4 protein-coding genes are annotated in these 18,770 nt (G+C 37.2%); all 4 read right to left on the bottom strand.

The features are described from left to right. Positions 1-12 precede the first annotated feature (12 nt). The 4 genes from B0A80_RS08595 to B0A80_RS08580 all read right to left on the bottom strand — a co-directional run bounded on the left by B0A80_RS08595 (position 13) and on the right by B0A80_RS08580 (position 18,757). Positions 13-4,749: a non-ribosomal peptide synthetase gene (locus B0A80_RS08595; RefSeq protein WP_089077017.1), complete on the bottom strand. Its 4,737-nt coding sequence runs from the start codon at positions 4,747-4,749 to the stop codon at positions 13-15. A 63-nt stretch (positions 4,750-4,812) separates the two neighbouring features. Next, positions 4,813-6,429: an MBL fold metallo-hydrolase gene (locus B0A80_RS08590; RefSeq protein WP_089077016.1), complete on the bottom strand. Its 1,617-nt coding sequence runs from the start codon at positions 6,427-6,429 to the stop codon at positions 4,813-4,815. Between the two features lie 37 nt (positions 6,430-6,466). After that, positions 6,467-12,979, bottom strand: a complete 6,513-nt coding sequence (locus B0A80_RS08585; protein WP_089077015.1) for a non-ribosomal peptide synthetase — start codon at positions 12,977-12,979, stop codon at positions 6,467-6,469. 54 nt (positions 12,980-13,033) lie between these two features. After that, on the bottom strand, positions 13,034-18,757 hold the full coding sequence (locus B0A80_RS08580; RefSeq protein ID WP_089077014.1) for a non-ribosomal peptide synthetase: 5,724 nt from the start codon (positions 18,755-18,757) through the stop codon (positions 13,034-13,036). Between the last annotated feature and the right edge of the window lie 13 nt (positions 18,758-18,770).

Genomic DNA, 18,770 nt, shown 5'->3' with positions numbered 1-18,770 from the left:
TTAGTAGTACGGTTACAGCATTTTGTTTAATTCTTCCAGACTGCTCAGGTCCAAACCTTTATAGGTAAAATCGACTGGGGTTAAATGGGTTTCTTTTTCTTCGGAAAGACTGGAAATCAAAGATTCCAATTCGTATTTATATGCTTCTTTTAAGTTTTCTATGGTTTCATTTCTGAAATAGTTGGTATTAAATGAAAGCATAATCTGCAACTGGCCATTGACTAAAATTCCCGATACATCGAGTGTTCCCGTTCTTTCGGTATTCGCTGCGATTTCTCTTCCTTTTGGAATATCTGCGAACTGAAAAATTTGATCTTCTTGGTTTGATTTTCCTAAATCAAAATCACCCAGGTAGTTAAAGGAAACATCTGCTTTTACATTTAATTCGCAATCTTTTAAGTATTTCAAAATCCCGAATCCAATGCCTTTGTTTGGAATTCGATGCAGCGTTTCTTTTACTTCTACTAATTGACCAATGTTATCCTGTTTCTTTTTAAGAGTGATGAGTACGGGATATATCGTGGTAAACCACCCCACCGTTCTGGTGATATCTATCTCTGAGTTGATATCTTCTCTTCCGTGACCCTCGAGCTGAATCGCTACCTTATCGATATCAAAATTTTTACCAATTGCAAGCGATAAACCTGCTATTAAAACATCGTTTATATTGGTTTTATAAGCTTTGTATGCTTCTGTCAATAATTTTTCGGTAAAGCTTGGATCGAGTTGAAATACTTTTGTCTCAAAATCTTTATAAAAATTATTGCCTTCATAATCAAAATCTTTTGGGAGTTCGGAAGTGCTGAACTGTGTTGCTTCGTTTATAGAAGACCAATACACTTCTTCTTCCATCATGGTCATTGAATTGGCGTATTCCAGTTGTTTTTCCTGCCAGTATTTTAAAGAATGTGTTTTTAGAGGTAATTCTAATGCTGCTCCTGCTTCGTACTGCCCGTATAAAGTCATTAAATCTTCTAAAATAATTCTCCAGGAAACACCGTCAATCACCAGGTGATGAGAAAGCAGCAACAAATAATCAGTATCTTCTCTTTTGAACAAAACTGCTTTAAACAAGGGGCCTTTTTCTAAGTCGAAAGAAGATTGATACCCATCGCAAATGGTCTCAAATTCAGAAGCAGTAACATTGGATTGAACGTGCAGTTGGAATTCAAATCCATCATTTTTGATTTCCTGAATCCATTCGTTGCCTTCCTCTTTAAATACCGCTCTTAAAACATCATGCTGTACGGTAAGCTTTTGAAAAATCTTTGTCAATCCTTCTTCAGACAAAGACTTCGATGATTTTAATAAGATCGATTGGTTAAAATGATTTTTATGCTGTGAAGTCACCTCAAAGAAATATTTCTGAATTGGCGTAAGCGGAATGGTTCCTTCTACTGCATTTTGATCGATCTCCTGCTTTGCCAGTTTTACATGAAGTGCTAATTCCTGTATGGCAGTAAATTGCATAACATCCTGTACTGTTAATACAAAACCAAGCTGTTTCAATTTGGAGATAATTTGTATGGCTTTTATCGAATCTCCTCCCAATGCAAAAAAATCATCTTCTGTACCTATGCTTTCTTTTTGCAGAATTTGCTGAAATACATGTACCAAAGCAGCTTCTGTTTCATTAGAAGGCGGTACATACGAGTCTCCCTTTAAGGTATGTTTATTGGCTAAAACGACTAAGGCCTTTTTGTCTACTTTACCATTCGGCAATAACGGAAATTCATTGGACTGCGTATAGCTTGTTGGTACTGCGTATATTGGTAATTGTTCTTTCAGGTGCTTTTTAAGATTGTCAATATTTATTACAATGTCGGTTAGTATATGCCCTACCAAAGTACCTTCACTGTAGGTAACAACTGCTCCGTCAATACCTTTAAAATTCAAGAGCGCATTTTCGATTTCGCCTAATTCCAGACGATTTCCTCTTATCTTGATTTGATTGTCTTTTCTACCTAAAAACTCAATATTACCATCTGAAAATCTCTTGGCCAAATCTCCTGTCTTGTACATTTTTGTTCCAATTTCAAACGGATTATCGACAAACTTTTCTTTGGAAAGCTCCGGATTATTCCAGTAACCGCCTGAAAGCCCTTTACCGGCAATATGAATTTCTCCAATCAGACCGTCAATGGACAATTCATTGTTATCATTCAGAATATAAACCGAGCTGTTGGCTATTGGTTTTCCGATAGAAGGGATAAATTCCACAGCCGGTTCATACACATAATAACTGGCCCAAACGGTACATTCTGTAGGTCCGTATTCATTAAAAAGTTTACAGTTTTTTAGTGTAGTCACCTTCTGGTGCAGATCAACCAGTTGTTTGGTACATTCTTCCCCTGCTACGATTACTGTTTTTAAATTATTTGGATGCTCTCCTAACTGGTTAAGCAATAGCTGATAGTAAGAGGGAACGGTAAGTAAGTGAGAAACCTCTTCTTCTACCAGAATATCTATTATAGTATCGACATCCGAAACTCTGATTTTAGGGGCAAAAACCAATTTAGCTCCTGCCGTAATTGTCCCGAAAATTCCGGCAACAGAACTGTCAAATGAAATCGAAGACAGCAATAAAAATGCCGCTGCATCAGGATAAGTCTCCAGTCTTGCGATAGTAGAAAACATTAAATTTTCGTGATTGATAACGACTCCTTTTGCATTACCTGTAGAACCCGAGGTATAAATTATGTAAGCCGCATCAGCAGGATTCACTTGTGCCCCGAATACAGTACTTTCGGCCGCAATCGAATCCATTTGAATGTCTGTGGCAAAAAACTCTCCTGTATAAAAGTCAAGGTCAAAAAGATAATCGGATTGCGTGAGCAGAACGTTTAATCCACTGTCCTCAATAATATGCTGAATTCTTTGTTTTGGATATTCCGGATCGATCGGCACATAAGCACTTCCTGTTTTTAAAATTCCCAGAATGCAGACCAATACATTTTCAGAATTATCAATCATTAATCCTATAAAATCGTTCTTTTTGAGGGTGTGATTGGCTAACAAATAATTGGCTAATCTGTTCGATTCTTCGTCCAGCGCTTTATAGGTGATTTTTTTATTTTTGAAAGCCACTGCTATAGCTTCGGGTTTTTCCTGTACTTGCTCTTTAAATAAATCGAGTATTGTTTTGCTTTGGTCATACGCCAGGACATCACCTTTAGAAAGTTGCAGAAGTGCTTCTTTTTGCTGTTCTCCGATGTGTTCCAATTTATAAATTTGTTCCTTTGGATTCTTTACAATAGAATTCATGATAACCGAAACATGGTCTGCAATCTGATGTACTATTTTTTCTGAAAAAACATCCGTATTGTACTGAATGTTCTGCACTAAATGATTTCCGTCTTTGTAGAAACTGAAAACCATATCAAAACGGCTGGTTTTTAATTTTTCTTCAAATTCATATTCCCAAACCTGCAAGCCTTCCAAACTTTCGCTTTTTTTAGAATTGTCATTTTCTCCGTAGATCACCTGAACGTCAAAAAGCGGATTTCTGCTCGGGTCTCTTTTTAAGTTTAGCTCTTTCACGAGTGTGGCAAAAGGAAACATTTGATGCTCATAGGCACCTACTACCTGTTTCTTGGTGTATTCTAATAATTCTAAAAAAGTATTTTCTTTTTTAAACTGCATTCGAATGGCCAGCGTGTTTCCATAATACCCTATCTGGTTTTGCAGATCTTCGTCTTCTCTTCCGGAAACCGGGGTTCCGATAATGATATCTTCCTGAGTAGAGAATTTGTATAATAACGTATTAATTACGGCGGTTAATCCCATAAACATGGTGGCACCGTTTTCTCTTATCAGTTTTTCAAGGTCTTCTGATAATTTGGCGTCGATTCTTTTTTCTACTGTTCCGCCATTGAATGTTTGCAGAATTGGTCTTTTTTTATCCACCGGCATCGTAAGAACCGGCAACTCTCCCTGAAACTGATCGAGCCAATAATTTTTTAACTCTTCGTATTTTTTACCGGTAAGCTGTTCATTTTCCCAACTGGCGTAATCTTTATATTGTATTCTTAACGCATTTAATGCATTAGCTCTGTTTTGCTTTTTAGAATTGTAGAGTTCCAGTATTTCGGCAATGAAAATATTCATTGACAAAGCATCCACAATAATGTGATGTATGGTATAAATGAAAGCCCATTTGTTCTGTGCTAACTGGTAAAGCTTCGTTTTAAAAAGCGGTCCTTTTGATAAGTGAAAAGGAATTAAAGCCTCTTTGGCAACCTGTTCTTTTAAAACTTCATCGGCATTTGAAACGTTTTGTAAATCCGCATGTTCAATTGAAAAATCGATTGCTTCTATTCCTTTAACAATCTGATTTGCTCCTCCGTTACCGTCTTCTTCAAAAACAGTTCTCAGACTCTCATGTCTTGATACGATTTCCTTCAGAGATTCATTTAACGTATTTTGATCCAGTACTCCTTCAAAAATATATCCTCCAACCGAATTATACGCCACATTTCCTTTTTCGGACTGACTTAAAATCCAAAGTCGTAACTGTGAGGAAGACAGGGCATATTTTGCATCAGGGCTTATAGCAGCTTTCGGAATGGCAACTGCTTTGTCGTATTTGTATTGATTAATAAAACGAATTAAATCGGCTTTGTTTCTTTTAATCTCGTCAATAATATCGGGAGTCAATGCACCTGCAGGAGCCTTAATGTCAAGATTCTCGTCTTTTACGTCAATGTGAATGTTTTGTTCTTTTAATTTTAAATATAAATCTGATGCCATAAGATGAATTATTTAAGAAAATAAATGGATAGTAGTCTTTGTTTTGGGGAGGATTAAAGGGAATTAGTACAGCAGTACCGCTTGTTTAAACAGTTCTTTTTCGGCAAATAGTCTTTCTGCTACGATACCTCTGTTTCTGCAGTCTTCGATTAACATGTTCGATTGCACAATTGGGTTGGATTCATCTGTATATTCAACATCCAAAATGTGTCGCACCCATGGTTCTTCTCCCATGGCATACACATAAACTTCTTTGACATTAAAGCAGTTTACCATTTTGATTCCTTCGTCGTAATTGCTGCCTCTTCCTCTTCGGCTGAAGTCTTTTTCGCGTTCCTGTTTGGTGGTAAAAATGGGACCATACACCCATGAAGCCGGTGCACCATCGCATTCCATTCCCATGAATAACACGTCTACATCACCAATAATCTCATGAACATGTTCGTACAATTCCGGCGACTGATTGCAGGAATCTGCTACTGCCAATAAAGAATAACCGTCTAATTCAACGTGATACGAAAGTTTACTGTTGATGTGAATGTCATGATGCTCCCCGATGAATGGAATTCCGGTAATTTTAATACCATCGATAGCCGAAATGGTTTGCAATTCTTCTAATTCTATAATATTCTCAAATCCCAGATTTCTTAACAGTAAATTCAATGACGGGTCCTGAATGGCACCGCCTATGCTTTTACCCACAACTATATTTTTGACTTTGTGTCGTATTTGCAGCATCGTTTCCATCAATATGTGGTCGTGATGTCCGTGGGTGATCAATACATAATCTATTTCGTCCGGCAAATCATCATAGGTAAATCGTGACACATCAGATTCGTAAGTATAGCTTAAAACCGGATCGAGCACAATGGAGTGTTCTTTGGTTTCGATCAGAATACAAGCGTGTCCGAAGTATCGGATGCGCATACTGTCTCCGGTATATTTTTCATACTTTTTTGGCTCTTCTGTAGTAAATAAATCTCTAAACAGTGCCTCATCATTTTGTTCAATATTCAAAAGTTCTTTGATGTATTCGAAAGTTTGAGGCTCACGTTTCATCTTGAACAACTCGTCGATTTGTTTCGATTTAAAAGGTAATTTTAATTCCAATGCTGCTTCCAGATTAGACAATCTTGGCGTGGAGAAGATAAAAGGCCGGTCGGCATCCTTATTAATTAAAGACAGCTTCACCGTCTGAAAATCTTCTACATAATACGGACTGGCATAAATAAGAGGCTCGTAAAATCTGAAATCCGGTCTGTGATGCCTGTCATAATACAATTCGACATACCCTCTAATTGCTGATGGAACTTCTTTATACAGCGGCTGCATCAAATGTCCGGTTGCTTTTTTCTTAAGCAATTTGTCCAGTTCTTTTACGGCATCTGTAAACTCAAAAAGCGGGGCTGCCATTTTCTTTGTGTTTTCCAACAAAGCTGCTACTTCATCAACATGTTTTTTGTCTAAATCGATGAAAGGACCTCCTCTAAAAGCAGGATCTTTCACGGCAGTCTCATGTATGCTTGGGTCGTTGATGTACGATTCCATAATCGGAATGTATCGGTTTACCACATTAAACCCCGTTAGAATTGGCGGGATAATGTGATGCCATGCATACCAGTTTGAAATTAACGGTTCAACTTGTACGTTATTTTTCAGATATATTTTTGGAGTAGCCATTTAGATTTATTTTATAGTTTTAAAAAATGGGATTAGGTTATAGGGAGATATTTTCAAAATCATCTGTAATCACGACTTCCGCATTCACGAGCTGTGCCTTTTTTATTTCTGCTGCCATTTCTCCTAAAGTGGCATTATTGAAAATCGAAATCAGATCGAGTTTTGCGTTAAATTCCGCTTTTATTCTCGTGATTAAATAAGTGGCTTTTAAACTGTGACCTCCTATTTTAAAAAAGTCGTCCAGTACTCCCACTTTATCGATCTCCAGCACTTCTTCCCACAATGCGGCAAGTTTACTTTCTGTTTCGTCTCGGGGCGCCAGGTAGTTTCGGGAAACATTTTCGGTTAAAGACTTGTTCTGCAACAATTTCTTTTTGTCAGTTTTTCCATTTAGAGTTAGCGGAAATTCTTTCAAGCTTATAAAGTGAGACGGAATCATATATTCCGGCAGTTTGTCTTCTAAAAATTCTTTAATATCATCACTGTCTGAAACCGAATCGGCTTTTAGCACAAAAAAGGCAACAGTTTCTTTAATTCCTAAACTGTCTTCTTTCACCACTATTACGGCATCTTCGATTGCTTCGTGTTCTTTGATAACGGTTTCTATTTCGCCCAGTTCGATTCTAAATCCTCTCACTTTTACCTGATCGTCATTTCGTCCGGCATATTCAATCGTACCGTTAGGGAGCCATTTTCCTAAATCACCGGTTTTGTATAGTTTTTCGCCTTCAGCAAATGGATTATCGATAAACTTCTGATTGGTTAATTCCGGCTTGTTCAAATACCCTTCGGCTAAACCGGCTCCGCTTACATAAATTTCACCAATGGCTCCAAGAGGAAGTAATTTTTCGTTGGTTCCGAGGATGTAAATTTTAGTGTTGGCGATTGGAAATCCGATCGGAACATTAGAAAGTTCCTGTAGCTCATTTTCATTCACCTTATAAATCGTAGCACAAATACTGGTTTCTGTAGGGCCGTAAGCATTAAAACAGGTACCGCCATAAGTCAGGTATTTTTTAACTTCTTCGGTCGGGGCTGCTTCTCCTGCAGTTACCAGCTTTTTTAAACTTTTAATTTTGTCCAGCTGCAATAATTTCAGGTAAGAAGGAGAAATGGTTGCGAAGTGAATTGCGTGTTCTTCGATGTAATTTTCCAGCTCTTCGGTGTCTTTTTTTACCTCATCGGTTATGATGTGCAATTCTCCGCCCGAAGCCAAAACCGTAAAGATTTCTGAAATCGAAGCATCAAATGAAAACGAGGCCAACTGAAGGGCTTTTTCTTTGTTTTCATTGCCAAAAATTTCGATCTGAGATAAAATTGTATTCGAAATGGCGCCCTGTTTTATCGAAACTCCCTTAGGAAGGCCGGTTGAACCGGAAGTATAAATCAGATAGGCCAAATCATCGGCACTGCTATTCGATTTCTCCATAACACTGCTGTAGAGCTTTTCCATCGATCTGAAATCATAAATTTCATCAGAATCGATGACCAGCTTGCAATCGCTATTTTCAATGATATAATCGATTCGCTCTTCGGGATAAGCAATGTCAATGGGTACATAAACTCCTCCGCTTTTTAGAATCCCAAGCAATGAAATAACATTCCACTCGCTTCGATCTAATTTAACGCCTACAAATTCATTTGCCTTTATGCCGTATTTTTTCTTTAAATAATTCCCCAGTTTGTTGGATACCTCATCCAATTCCTGATATGTTATTTTTTTATCTTCGAAAACCAATGCAGTCTGCTCCGGTGTTTCTAATACCTGTTTTTGAAACAGTCCAATTAAGGTGTTGGGTTGTGTGCTATAATCTCTAGTCGTATTATTAAAGACATGAAGTAGTAAATTTTCTTCCTCAGCATTCAGGAATGGTAATGCAGTTAAACTTTGATCTGCGTTTACTACTAACTGATGCAACAACACTTTTAGGTTAGAGATTAACCTCACAATGGTTTCTCTAATGTACAATCCTGATTTATATTCAATTTTACCTTCTAACTGTCCTTCGCTTTCTATGAAGTTGAATACTAAATCGAACAGGCATTTTTTCAGGGTTACATCATCGTATTCTGCAATTTGCAAATCATCTATTTCGAGTGATTCTTTATCGGCTTCTATCGAATTGTCTCTCAGTACAAACCAAACGTCAAACAACGGATGGCGGTTACGGCTCAATTGAAGATCTAAATTAAGAACGAGTTCGTCAAAAGCGACCATTTGATTTTCCTGTGCATCGATAACACTTTGTTCTACCTGATGCAGTAAACTTATAAAATCGTGATTTTCATTGAATACCGTTCGCAAAGGAACAGTGTTGATGTAAAGTCCAATCTGGTCTTCTAAATCGGTATGTATTCTGCCTCCGATAGGCGTACCGATGGTAATATCCTGTTGGTGGGTATATTTGTATAATAACGTTTTAACCAGTGATAAAAGTCCGGTAAAAACGGTAATCGAGTGGCTCTCACAGAAGTTTTTAAATTTTGAAAAAGTCTCTTTCTCAATTGTAAAATCAACTGAATCTCCGTCATATGCATTGATTGCTGCTCTTGATTTATCTGTTGGAAAATCTAATACCGGAACTTCTCCCTCAAACTTTTTTAACCAATGCTGCAGCTGATTTTTATATTCCTCCGACTGAAATTGCTCTGTTTGCCATTGCGCATAATCTTTATACTGAATTTTTAAATCCGGAGCTGTAATTGCTTTTCCCTGGGATAGATTTTGATAATTCGAAACAAATTCTTTCGTCAAAATATTCATAGACAATCCATCACTGATAATATGATGCATTACAAAAGAAAACATCCACTGATCGTCTTTGATCTGATACAATTTCAATCGCAGCAAAGAATCTTCTTCCAGATTAAAAGGTTTATCGATTTCCTGGTTGATTTTGGCATCAATAACCTCCTGATAATATTGATTTGGTCTGAAATCTTCAATCGTTAAATTCAGTAAATTTTCAGTAAAGGGTTTGATATATTGCTTCACGATTCCATTTTCATCCAGTCTGAAAACCGTTCTCAGACTTTCATGTCTTTTCAGAATAGCCAAAAAAGCTGCTGCAAATACCGAAATGTCCAATACACCGGTAAACGTAAAAGTCTTGTACATGTTGAGCGCTATACTCGCATCGTCCAGATGCGACAACAGCCATAATCTTCTTTGCCCTGACGAAAGCAGGTAACTGCTGCTTTCCGGTACTTTTTTAATTTCCTGATAAACAGTCGTAGTTGTCCCTGCTATTTTTTTGGCCAGACTTTGAATGTTTCTGTTTTCGAAAATATCTCTCAGATTGATTTTCACATTGAATTCTCTGTTGATGCTATTCGCTAAATGTGTAGCACTTAAACTGTGACCGCCCAGTGTAAAAAAATCTTCGAGTATCCCAATCTTGGTCTGATTGAGTATTCCTTCCCAAATTACTACCAGTTTTTGTTCCAGCTCGTTCTGTGCCGGAACGTAGGCAATGGCTGTTTTTAGACTTAGTCCGTTACTTTGACGTAGTTTATTTCGGTCTGCTTTACCGCTATTGGTTAATGGAATTTCATTTACTACCACAAAATTTGACGGGATCATATAAACAGGAAGTTTAGTTCCCAGCCATAAGTTGAGTTCTTCCTTCACCAATTCACTATTTGCTACAATATAGCCTGTCAGATATTTATCTCCGCTGTTTTCATTAGTATGGTCTAAAACCACAGCCGTTTGTATTTGTGGATGTTGGTTTAATGCCGCTTCTATTTCTTCCAGCTCTATTCTGAATCCTCTGATTTTTACCTGAAAATCTTTTCTGCCTAAATATGCTACATTCCCATCAGGCAGCCACATGCCCAGATCTCCGGTTCGGTACATTTTCACTCCGGGTTGAAACGGATTCGGTACAAACTTCTGATGAGTCAACTCCGGATTGTTTAGGTAACCAAGTGCCAGTCCTTTTCCGGCAATGCAGATTTCTCCCGCTACACCAATCGGCTGAACGGCATCTGACTCGCTTAAGATATAAATCTGTGTGTTCCAGATTGGTTTTCCAATCGGGACTATTTCATTGTCTACATTAGTATTAAAGAAAGTAACGTCTATAGAAGCTTCTGTCGGGCCATAAAGATTGTAAATGGGTGCAGCCGATACTTTATTATACCATTCCTTAACGGTCAATGGTGTTAAAGCTTCGCCACTGGTTATTACGGCACGCAAACTAGACAATTTGCCCGCTAATTGTTCTGTGTTAGCCACTGAAGCAATAAAAGTGTTGAGCATACTTGGCACAAAATGCAGACTGGTTACGTCATTGTTTTGGATTAAATTCAGAATGCGATGCGGTTCTGAAATGTCTTCTTGTTCGCAAAGTACCATTTTGGTTCCCCAGCACAAAGGCATGAAAATTTCCCATACCGAAACATCAAAGGTAAAAGTGGTTTTTTGCAGAATAACGTCTTTCGAAGAATAGTGGTATTCGTTCCACATCCAGTCAATTCTGTTGGTTACTCCTTCATGGGTAATCATACAGCCTTTCGGATTTCCGGTTGATCCGGAGGTATAGAGTACATAAGCCAAATCGGTAACTGTATTGTGATTTTCAGGATTGCTTTTAGGCAAAGAAGCCAACTGTTCTGAGCTGTTTTCTAAAGTTTCCTCATCAATTAAAAATTTACACTGACTGTCGGCTATAATGAAATTGATTCTTTCTTCGGGATATTGCGGTTCTACGGGAATATAAGCACCTCCTGCTTTTATGATGGCCATAAGTGCGATAATCATCTGCTCACTTCTTGGAAGTTTTACGACAACGAAATCACCTTGTTTGATGTTTTTTTCTTTACGTAAATAATGAGCCAGCTGATTCACTTTTTCGTTCAGTTCCTGAAAAGTAAATTCTTTCTCTTTGAAACGAAGTGCTGTGTGATTGGCTAATTTCTCTACTTGTTCTTCGAATAAAACATTCAAGGGAGCACATACCTGATTATCGAATTGTGTAGCATTGAAATCTAAAACCAGTTTTTTCTTTTCAATCTCAGTTACCAGAGAAAGGTTCTCTATTGTTTCTGATGGAGTGCTGCTCACCAGATTCAATAAATGCTCAAAATGTACCGTGATTTGTTCTATAAAAAATGGGTCATACAAATCGGTATTATAAACAATACTCAATTCTAAATTTTCATCTACCTCAACAAAATTGAAAAGCAAATCAAACTTACTGGTTTTGTTTTCTGTCTCTAAAGCCTGAACAGTTAATTGATCTCCGATGTTTTTTACGTTCGTACTTTCGTTGTTTTGTAAAATCAGGAAGATATCAAACAATGGATTTCTGCTTAAATCGGTCTCCAACTGTGCTTCTTCTATCAGTTTGTCAAAAGGATACGATTGGTAGTTATAGGCTTTAAAAGTGCTTTCTTTAATGTTCTTAAGAAAAGATTCGAAACTGTCTTTCGGATTCATCACTCCTCTTAAAGCAATGGTATTTAAATACAGTCCCAACTGATTGTGAAGTACCTGTAACTCACGCCCGGCTATTGGCGAACCCACAATTAAATCTGTCTGGTTGGTATATTTGTAAAGTACTATTTTTAAAGTGGCCAGCAATCCCATGAATAAAGTACTCTCGTTGTCCAGACAAACTCTCCTGAACTTCATGCTTATTTCTTTATTTATCGTTCTGTAAACGGTATCTCCGTTATAGGTTTTTAAAACCGGCCTTGTTTTACTGAAAGGAAGTTGGATTTTAGGGATTTCACCTGAAATCTGCGACAGCCAGTATTCTTTGTGCGCTGCAAAATAATCATCGCTCCATAATTTTTGCTGCCAAACTGCGTATTCTTTGTATTGTATCGTTAAGGGTTCTTTAGCAACATTTTCGCCTTTTTCTAATGCCGTGTAGTTTTCTAATAACTCATTTATAAGTATTCCCATCGACCAGCCGTCGCTGATGATGTGATGAATCATAAAGAAGAATATCCACTTTTGATCTTCTATTTGATAAACGATACTTTTTAGCAGCAGCTCTTTTTCTAAATCAAAAGAATAGGACATTTCTTTGTTGATTAGTTCTTCTGCACTTGTTGTTTGATTTCTTAGATTTATTTCTTCTACCTTAAATTGTATTGCTGCGGCAGGGATTATTTTTTGTACAACGGTATTCTCCTTATTGACAAACCTGGTTCTTAGAATTTCATGACGCTCGATAATCAACTGAAAAGCATGCTCCAATGTTTTAACATTCAGATTCCCTTCAAAAGTGTATAAAGCCGGAACATTATAGGCTTTACTGGATTCTTCCATTTGACTTAAAACCCACATTCTGTATTGTGAAGAAGATAATGGATAATACTCTAAATCGGCTGTTTTTAGTATTTCTGGCCATACAGGTTTTGATGCCTGCAGCTTTTGACTGTTCAGTAAAAAAAGAGTCAACTCTTCTCTGTTCTTTTTTATTTCTTCAATTAAACCGGGAGCAATAGTAGATTTTTCAGCAAAAACCTTCAGTTTATTATCTATGAGTTCAAGTAAAATTCCTTCTCCCTGTAGTTTATCAATTAAGTCTTTCATTGGTTTATTTTAATTTTCAGAGGATATTTCAATTATTAAAGTAAAGCAGTTGTATTATAAGTCGATATCGATTTCCTGAAGGTCTTTTTTGTTTGCTGTCAGCTCTTCTTGTTTCTGAATAAACCTGAGCTGTTCGGCCATCGTTTCGATAGTTCTGAATTGAAATACATGTCCGATACTCACCTCAACGCCAAAGCTTTCCTGAATCATATTGGCTAATTTTACGGCTCTCAAACTGTGTCCTCCTATTTCAAAAAAATCATCGGTTACACTGATCTTTTCGATCAACAATATTTCGCTCCAAATCTCAGAGAGGGTTTTCTCCGTTTCATTTCGGTAGGATATGTATTCTCTTTCTAATTGCGACAAATCAATCTCAGGAAGAAGTTCTTTGTCAATCTTTCCATTTTTATTCAAAATGAAATCTTCCACTTCGATAAAATAAGTTGGAATCATATAAAAAGGAAGTCTTTCTGCCAGATAAGCCTTTAACTCCTTTTGATTCATAACCTGATTGGACTTAACATAAGCCACAATAAATTTTTCGTCTGATGCTTCTGATAATTGTTTCAATACCACTACTGCACCATTGATATCCGGGTGTGCATCTAAAGTTTTTTCAATATCGTTGAGTTCAATTCGGTAACCGCGAAGTTTGATCTGACTGTCTTTTCTTCCAAAAAATTTGATATTTCCATTCGGCAGCCACAATCCTAAATCACCGGTTTTATAAACTCTTTCTCTATTCAAACTCCTCGGATTCAGAAACTTTTCGGCATTTAATTCTTCTGCATTTAAGTAGCCTAATGAAAGTCCGTCACCTGCCAGATATATTTCTCCAACAACTCCCAGCGGACATAGTTCTAAATTTTGATCTAAGATGTAAGCCTTCGAATTGTTGATCGGTTTACCAATCGGAATATCCTCTTCTACCGGTGCTGTAATTTTATAGGTTGCCGAAAACGTAGTGTTTTCAGTAGGTCCGTAACCGTTAATAAGGTTCAGTTCCGGATAGGCTTCCAGCAATTTACGGATGTGTTTAGCTGATAATTTTTCACCTCCGGCCAGTACATTGATTAATCCTTCAAAAAGGGATACGTCCTGATCGATAAACTGGTTTAGCAATCCCGATGTAAACCACATGGTATCTACTTTTTCTGTTTTTATTAGCGAAGCAAGTTTGGTTGTGTTTAACAAATCTTCTTTGTCGCATAAAACCAATTTTCCACCATTAAGCAATGCTCCCCAAAACTCAAACGTCGAAGCATCAAAAGAAACAGAACCTGTAGCCAAGATGGCGTGTACCCTATCAAAATCGATGTAATTGGTGTTTTTAACCAGTCTGGTAACCCCTTTATGCGGTACTAAAACTCCCTTTGGATTTCCGGTAGAGCCGGAAGTGTACATGATGTATGCCGGAGCATCAGGACTGTTCGTTATTTGCGGGGCTGGAGAATGATTTTCTAAAGCGTCTAACTGAACGTCTATGGCGATAATACTTCCTTCAAAAAAGTCAAGATCAAACATATAATCCATCTGGGTAATGATGACTTTTGCGCCAATATCATTGACAATAAATTCTTTTCTGATCTTAGGACTTTCCACATCGATTGGAACATATACTCCACCGGCTTTTAAAATCCCGAGTATGGTACTGATCAAAAATTCTGATTTATCTAAAATGATTCCTACTTTTTCTCCATTAGTTACTCCATACTCTGTGGTTAGCAAATGCGCAATTTTGTTTGCATTACGATCTAATTCCTCGTAAGTCAATTGTTGGTTTTTATATACAACGGCTATTTGTGCAGGCGTTTTTCTAACCTGATACTGAAAGGCTTCGACAATGTCCAAACACACCTGAGAATTAAAGGTTCCGGCACTAAAATCTGACGTAAAAAGCTGTATCTCGCCTACCGATAAATAAGGCAGGGAAGCAATAGAATTATGCGGATTTGCAATTACGGCATTCAGCAGGTTGTGAAAATGTTTCTGAATTTGACGAATAAAAATGGTATCAAAAATGTCCGTATTGTAGACTAAGCTAAATTCCAGTCCCTTTACCGTTTCTACAAAATTGAATGAAATGTCAAATCGGCTTACCGTCGCTTTTATTTTTTCATAGAGGGCTATTTCAAGGCCTTCAGTATTGAGAACTTCTAATTTTTGATCTAAATCGGCATTTTGTAAAACGACTGTAGCATCAAATAAAGGATTTCTGCTGATATCATGTGTCAGATTCAAATCACCAATTAATTGTTCAAAAGGATAAATCTGATGTTCGTAAGCTTCCTGAGTTACTTTTTTTACCTTTCGGAATAAATCAATTATGGAATCTTTGTGTGAAAACTGACTGCGCAATGGCAATACGTTAATAAAACAGCCAATTTGCCCCTCTAAATCAAGATGATTTCTACCGCTAATTGTAGTTCCCAGTATAATATCTTCCTGATTGGTATATTTATAAATCAGGACATTTGCCACGGTTAGCAACCCCATGAACAAAGTCAGATTTTCCTGATCCAGTATATTTTTAAAATGCTTTAATGTTCTGCTATCAATATTTATGGTAATTGTTTCGCCATTATAGGATTTAATTTTAGGACGAATTTTACTTTTTTGAAGGTTGAGCACCGGAAGCTCTCCTGAGAATTTCTCCGTCCAGTAGGCTTTATGAACCTGCAACGATTCATTCTCCAGTTGTTCATTCTGCCAGGCGGCAAAATCTTTGTATTGTATTCTGAGCGGTTTAAAATCTACAGCAAGTTTATTTTTACGGGCTTTGTACAAATACAGCAGCTCTTCAATAAAGACCTCCATAGACAGTCCGTCACTAATAATATGATGCATCACTGCTACCAGTATTGCTTTGGACTCTTCTACCTGCAATACACTTACTTTTAAAAGCGGTCCTTCCGATAAATTAAATACTACCTGAATGAGGTTGTTAATGGTCTCTTCTAATTCCTTTTCTGAACGATTGTAAAAATCAACGAAATCAATCTCAAAATTACTTTCCGCTTCAGGCAAAATAAATTGTCTTAGTTCCTGATTTTCATCTTCTTTAAAAGTGGTTCTGAAACTTTCATGTCGTTTGGTTATGGTTTGAAAAGCAAAAGCTAAGGCCGTTTGATCCAGATCTCCCGTTAAGGTGTAAATGCTTGGAATTGTGTAGGCTTTGTTGGCTTCCTGAAACTGACTCAATGCCCAAAAGCGCTGTTGCGATGATGACACTGCATAATTTGACTGCTCTGTCAGGGCTTCTATTTCCTGAAATACATTCTCCTGAGCCTGCAGTATCGTTTCTGAGAGCGCTTTAATGTTTCGGTCTTCAAAAACGTTTCCGATATCTATTTTTATATTTAAGTTTTTATGAATGGTCGACACCAGATTCATTGCCTTAATACTGTGCCCGCCAATGTCGAAAAAGTCATCGGTTATACTGATATCTTCTTTATCAAACAGTTCTTTCCAGATGTTGTGCAGGGCTATTTGGATTTCGGTTGTTGGTAAAACAAGCTCTCTGGTCGTTTCCGTATTTGATTTTGCCAGTTTGTTTAATTCTTTCTGATCAACTTTCCCGTTTCTGTTTAATGGAATTTGTGGCACCTGAGTAATATGAGCCGGAACCATATAATTAGGCAGTTTTTGTGTCAGGAAAGAACGAAGCTCTTCAGTATTAATAGTAGTATCGGCAACAAAAAACGCTGCTAAAAATTTCACATCATGACTGTCTTTGTTTACTAGAATTACAGCTTCGGTAATACCATTGTAACTCGTTATCTTTCGTTCGATTTCACCTAATTCTATTCTGAAACCACGAATTTTCACCTGACTGTCTCTTCTTCCTAAAATTTCTATTGTACCGTCAGGCAGCCATTTACAGATGTCTCCGGTTTTATACAACAGAGCGTTTTCCTGATAAGGATTTTCAACAAAACTTTTTGAGGTCAGTTCTTCTTGGTTTAAGTAGCCCGCTGCAACGCCTTCGCCGGAAACATACAATTCTCCCGCAATACCAACAGGCTGTAATTTCATACTCTCGTTAAGAATGTAACATTGGGTATAGGAAATTGGTTTTCCTATCGGGATGCTTGGCGCTTCTTCTGAAACTTCTTCAACAGGGTAAAAGGTCGAAAAAGTGGTATTCTCGGTTGGGCCATAAACGTGTACCAGTCTTCCGCTTCCGAAATGACTGACAAACTTTCGCACATGAGAAACGGAAACCATTTCTCCGCCAAAAAGAATTTTTCTCAATTTTTTAAGACTGTCAATGTCTGTATCCACCATGGAGTTGAACAAAGCCGTTGTCATAAAAACAACCGAAATTTCATTTGCGGTAATAGCCTGAAACAACAGTTCAAAATTGAGTACTAAATCTTTCTCCGGAATGTGTAAAGTCGCTCCGTTTAATAATGCTCCCCAAATATCAAAAGTAGAACCGTCGAACGAAGAATTTGAGATGGCCAGAATACGGTCCTGAGGATCAATTTCGATATAATTGGTTTCTTTCACCAAGCGTACGATACTTTTGTCTTTTACCACAACACCTTTAGGCACTCCGGTTGATCCTGAAGTGTACATGATGTAAGCGATATCTCCTTTACTATTGTTTTCCCAGTTTACATCGGAAATATTTTCTTCATTAAGCATTACATCTATACTAAATAACGGAATATCGTAATGAAGCAGGTCGTTCAGATACTCGATTTGAGTGATGATCGCTTTGGGCTGTGTGTCCGACAAGATATAATCAAGTCTTTCTGTTGTAAGATTATAATCCAGAGGCAAATAAGTAGCCCCCAGTTTTAATGCCGCAGCAAAAGAGAAAATGGTATTATCCGAATAATCAGTCATGATCCCGATAATATCCCCGGATGTAATTCCGTACTCTTTTTGCAATAAACTCGCCAGATGATTCACTTTTCGGTTTACGGCTGTGTAGGTGTATTTTTTTTCTTTATAAACTAAAGCAATGGTCTCAGGTGTTGCTTTTACCTGCTGTTCAAAAATCCCGATAACACTTGCATCGATCTTCTTTTCAGATTCACCTGAAAACTCCTGTAACTGCTGTTTTTCAGAAGCCGTAATGAATTCAATATCATCAACCTTAGTATCAATCAGCTCACTACTATTTTCAAGTATATACGTAAAATGCTCCACCATATTTTGAATGAAAAGTGCATCGTATTTCGCAGTATCAAAATGTATGGTAATTGATTCCTTACCCGCAGTGGTGTCTTCTATTTCCAGACAAAGTTTGGCCTGAGCCAATAGATTATTTCTGCGATTTAATTTCTGATATACAAAAGCATATTGAAGATAATCTTCAGAAGTCAGTTCAATATTTAGAAATTCTTTTTCAATTAATTCAAAATCGATAGTATCATAAAGCAGAGTATCTTCAATCTCCTGTTTGGTTGCGTTTATCGCATCTCTCAATGAAGAGATATTGGATATAGAAGTATTATAAAACAGTAAGGTATCTTTTTCTGGCTGTACTCCCTCCAAAACGAAAGGGGACGAAGCTACCCAGATACTTTCGTTATTAGTATATCTTTTTAATAGTGTATTAAAAACAGACAAATAAATAGTCGCCGCAGCAATGGCATTCCCACCTGATAATTTAGCAATCTTATCCAGACTGTTCTTTTTTAATAAAAGGCTATACTGACCGGAAGGAACTTGCTCATATCTGCTCAGTAAATAACTGCTGTCGTTACTGTATTGCTTTATTTTGTTCAACCAATAATCTTGTATGATTTTTTTATCTTTCATGCTGTAGTCTGAT

This window comes from Flavobacterium tructae (genome assembly GCF_002217475.1).
Taxonomy (GTDB): Bacteria; Bacteroidota; Bacteroidia; order Flavobacteriales; family Flavobacteriaceae; genus Flavobacterium; species Flavobacterium tructae.
The sequence above is the reverse complement of the archived record's forward strand: the minus strand, read 5'-3'. Positions and strand labels throughout refer to the sequence as shown.

Bases quoted from the DNA above. Each gene is read 5' to 3' on its own strand.
- B0A80_RS08585 (WP_089077015.1), bottom strand. From the start codon at position 12,979: ATGAAAGACTTAATTGATAAACTACAGGGAGAAGGAATTTTACTTGAA.
- B0A80_RS08590 (WP_089077016.1), bottom strand. From the start codon at position 6,429: ATGGCTACTCCAAAAATATATCTGAAAAATAACGTACAAGTTGAACCG.
- B0A80_RS08595 (WP_089077017.1), bottom strand. From the start codon at position 4,749: ATGGCATCAGATTTATATTTAAAATTAAAAGAACAAAACATTCACATT.
- B0A80_RS08580 (WP_089077014.1), bottom strand. From the start codon at position 18,757: ATGAAAGATAAAAAAATCATACAAGATTATTGGTTGAACAAAATAAAG.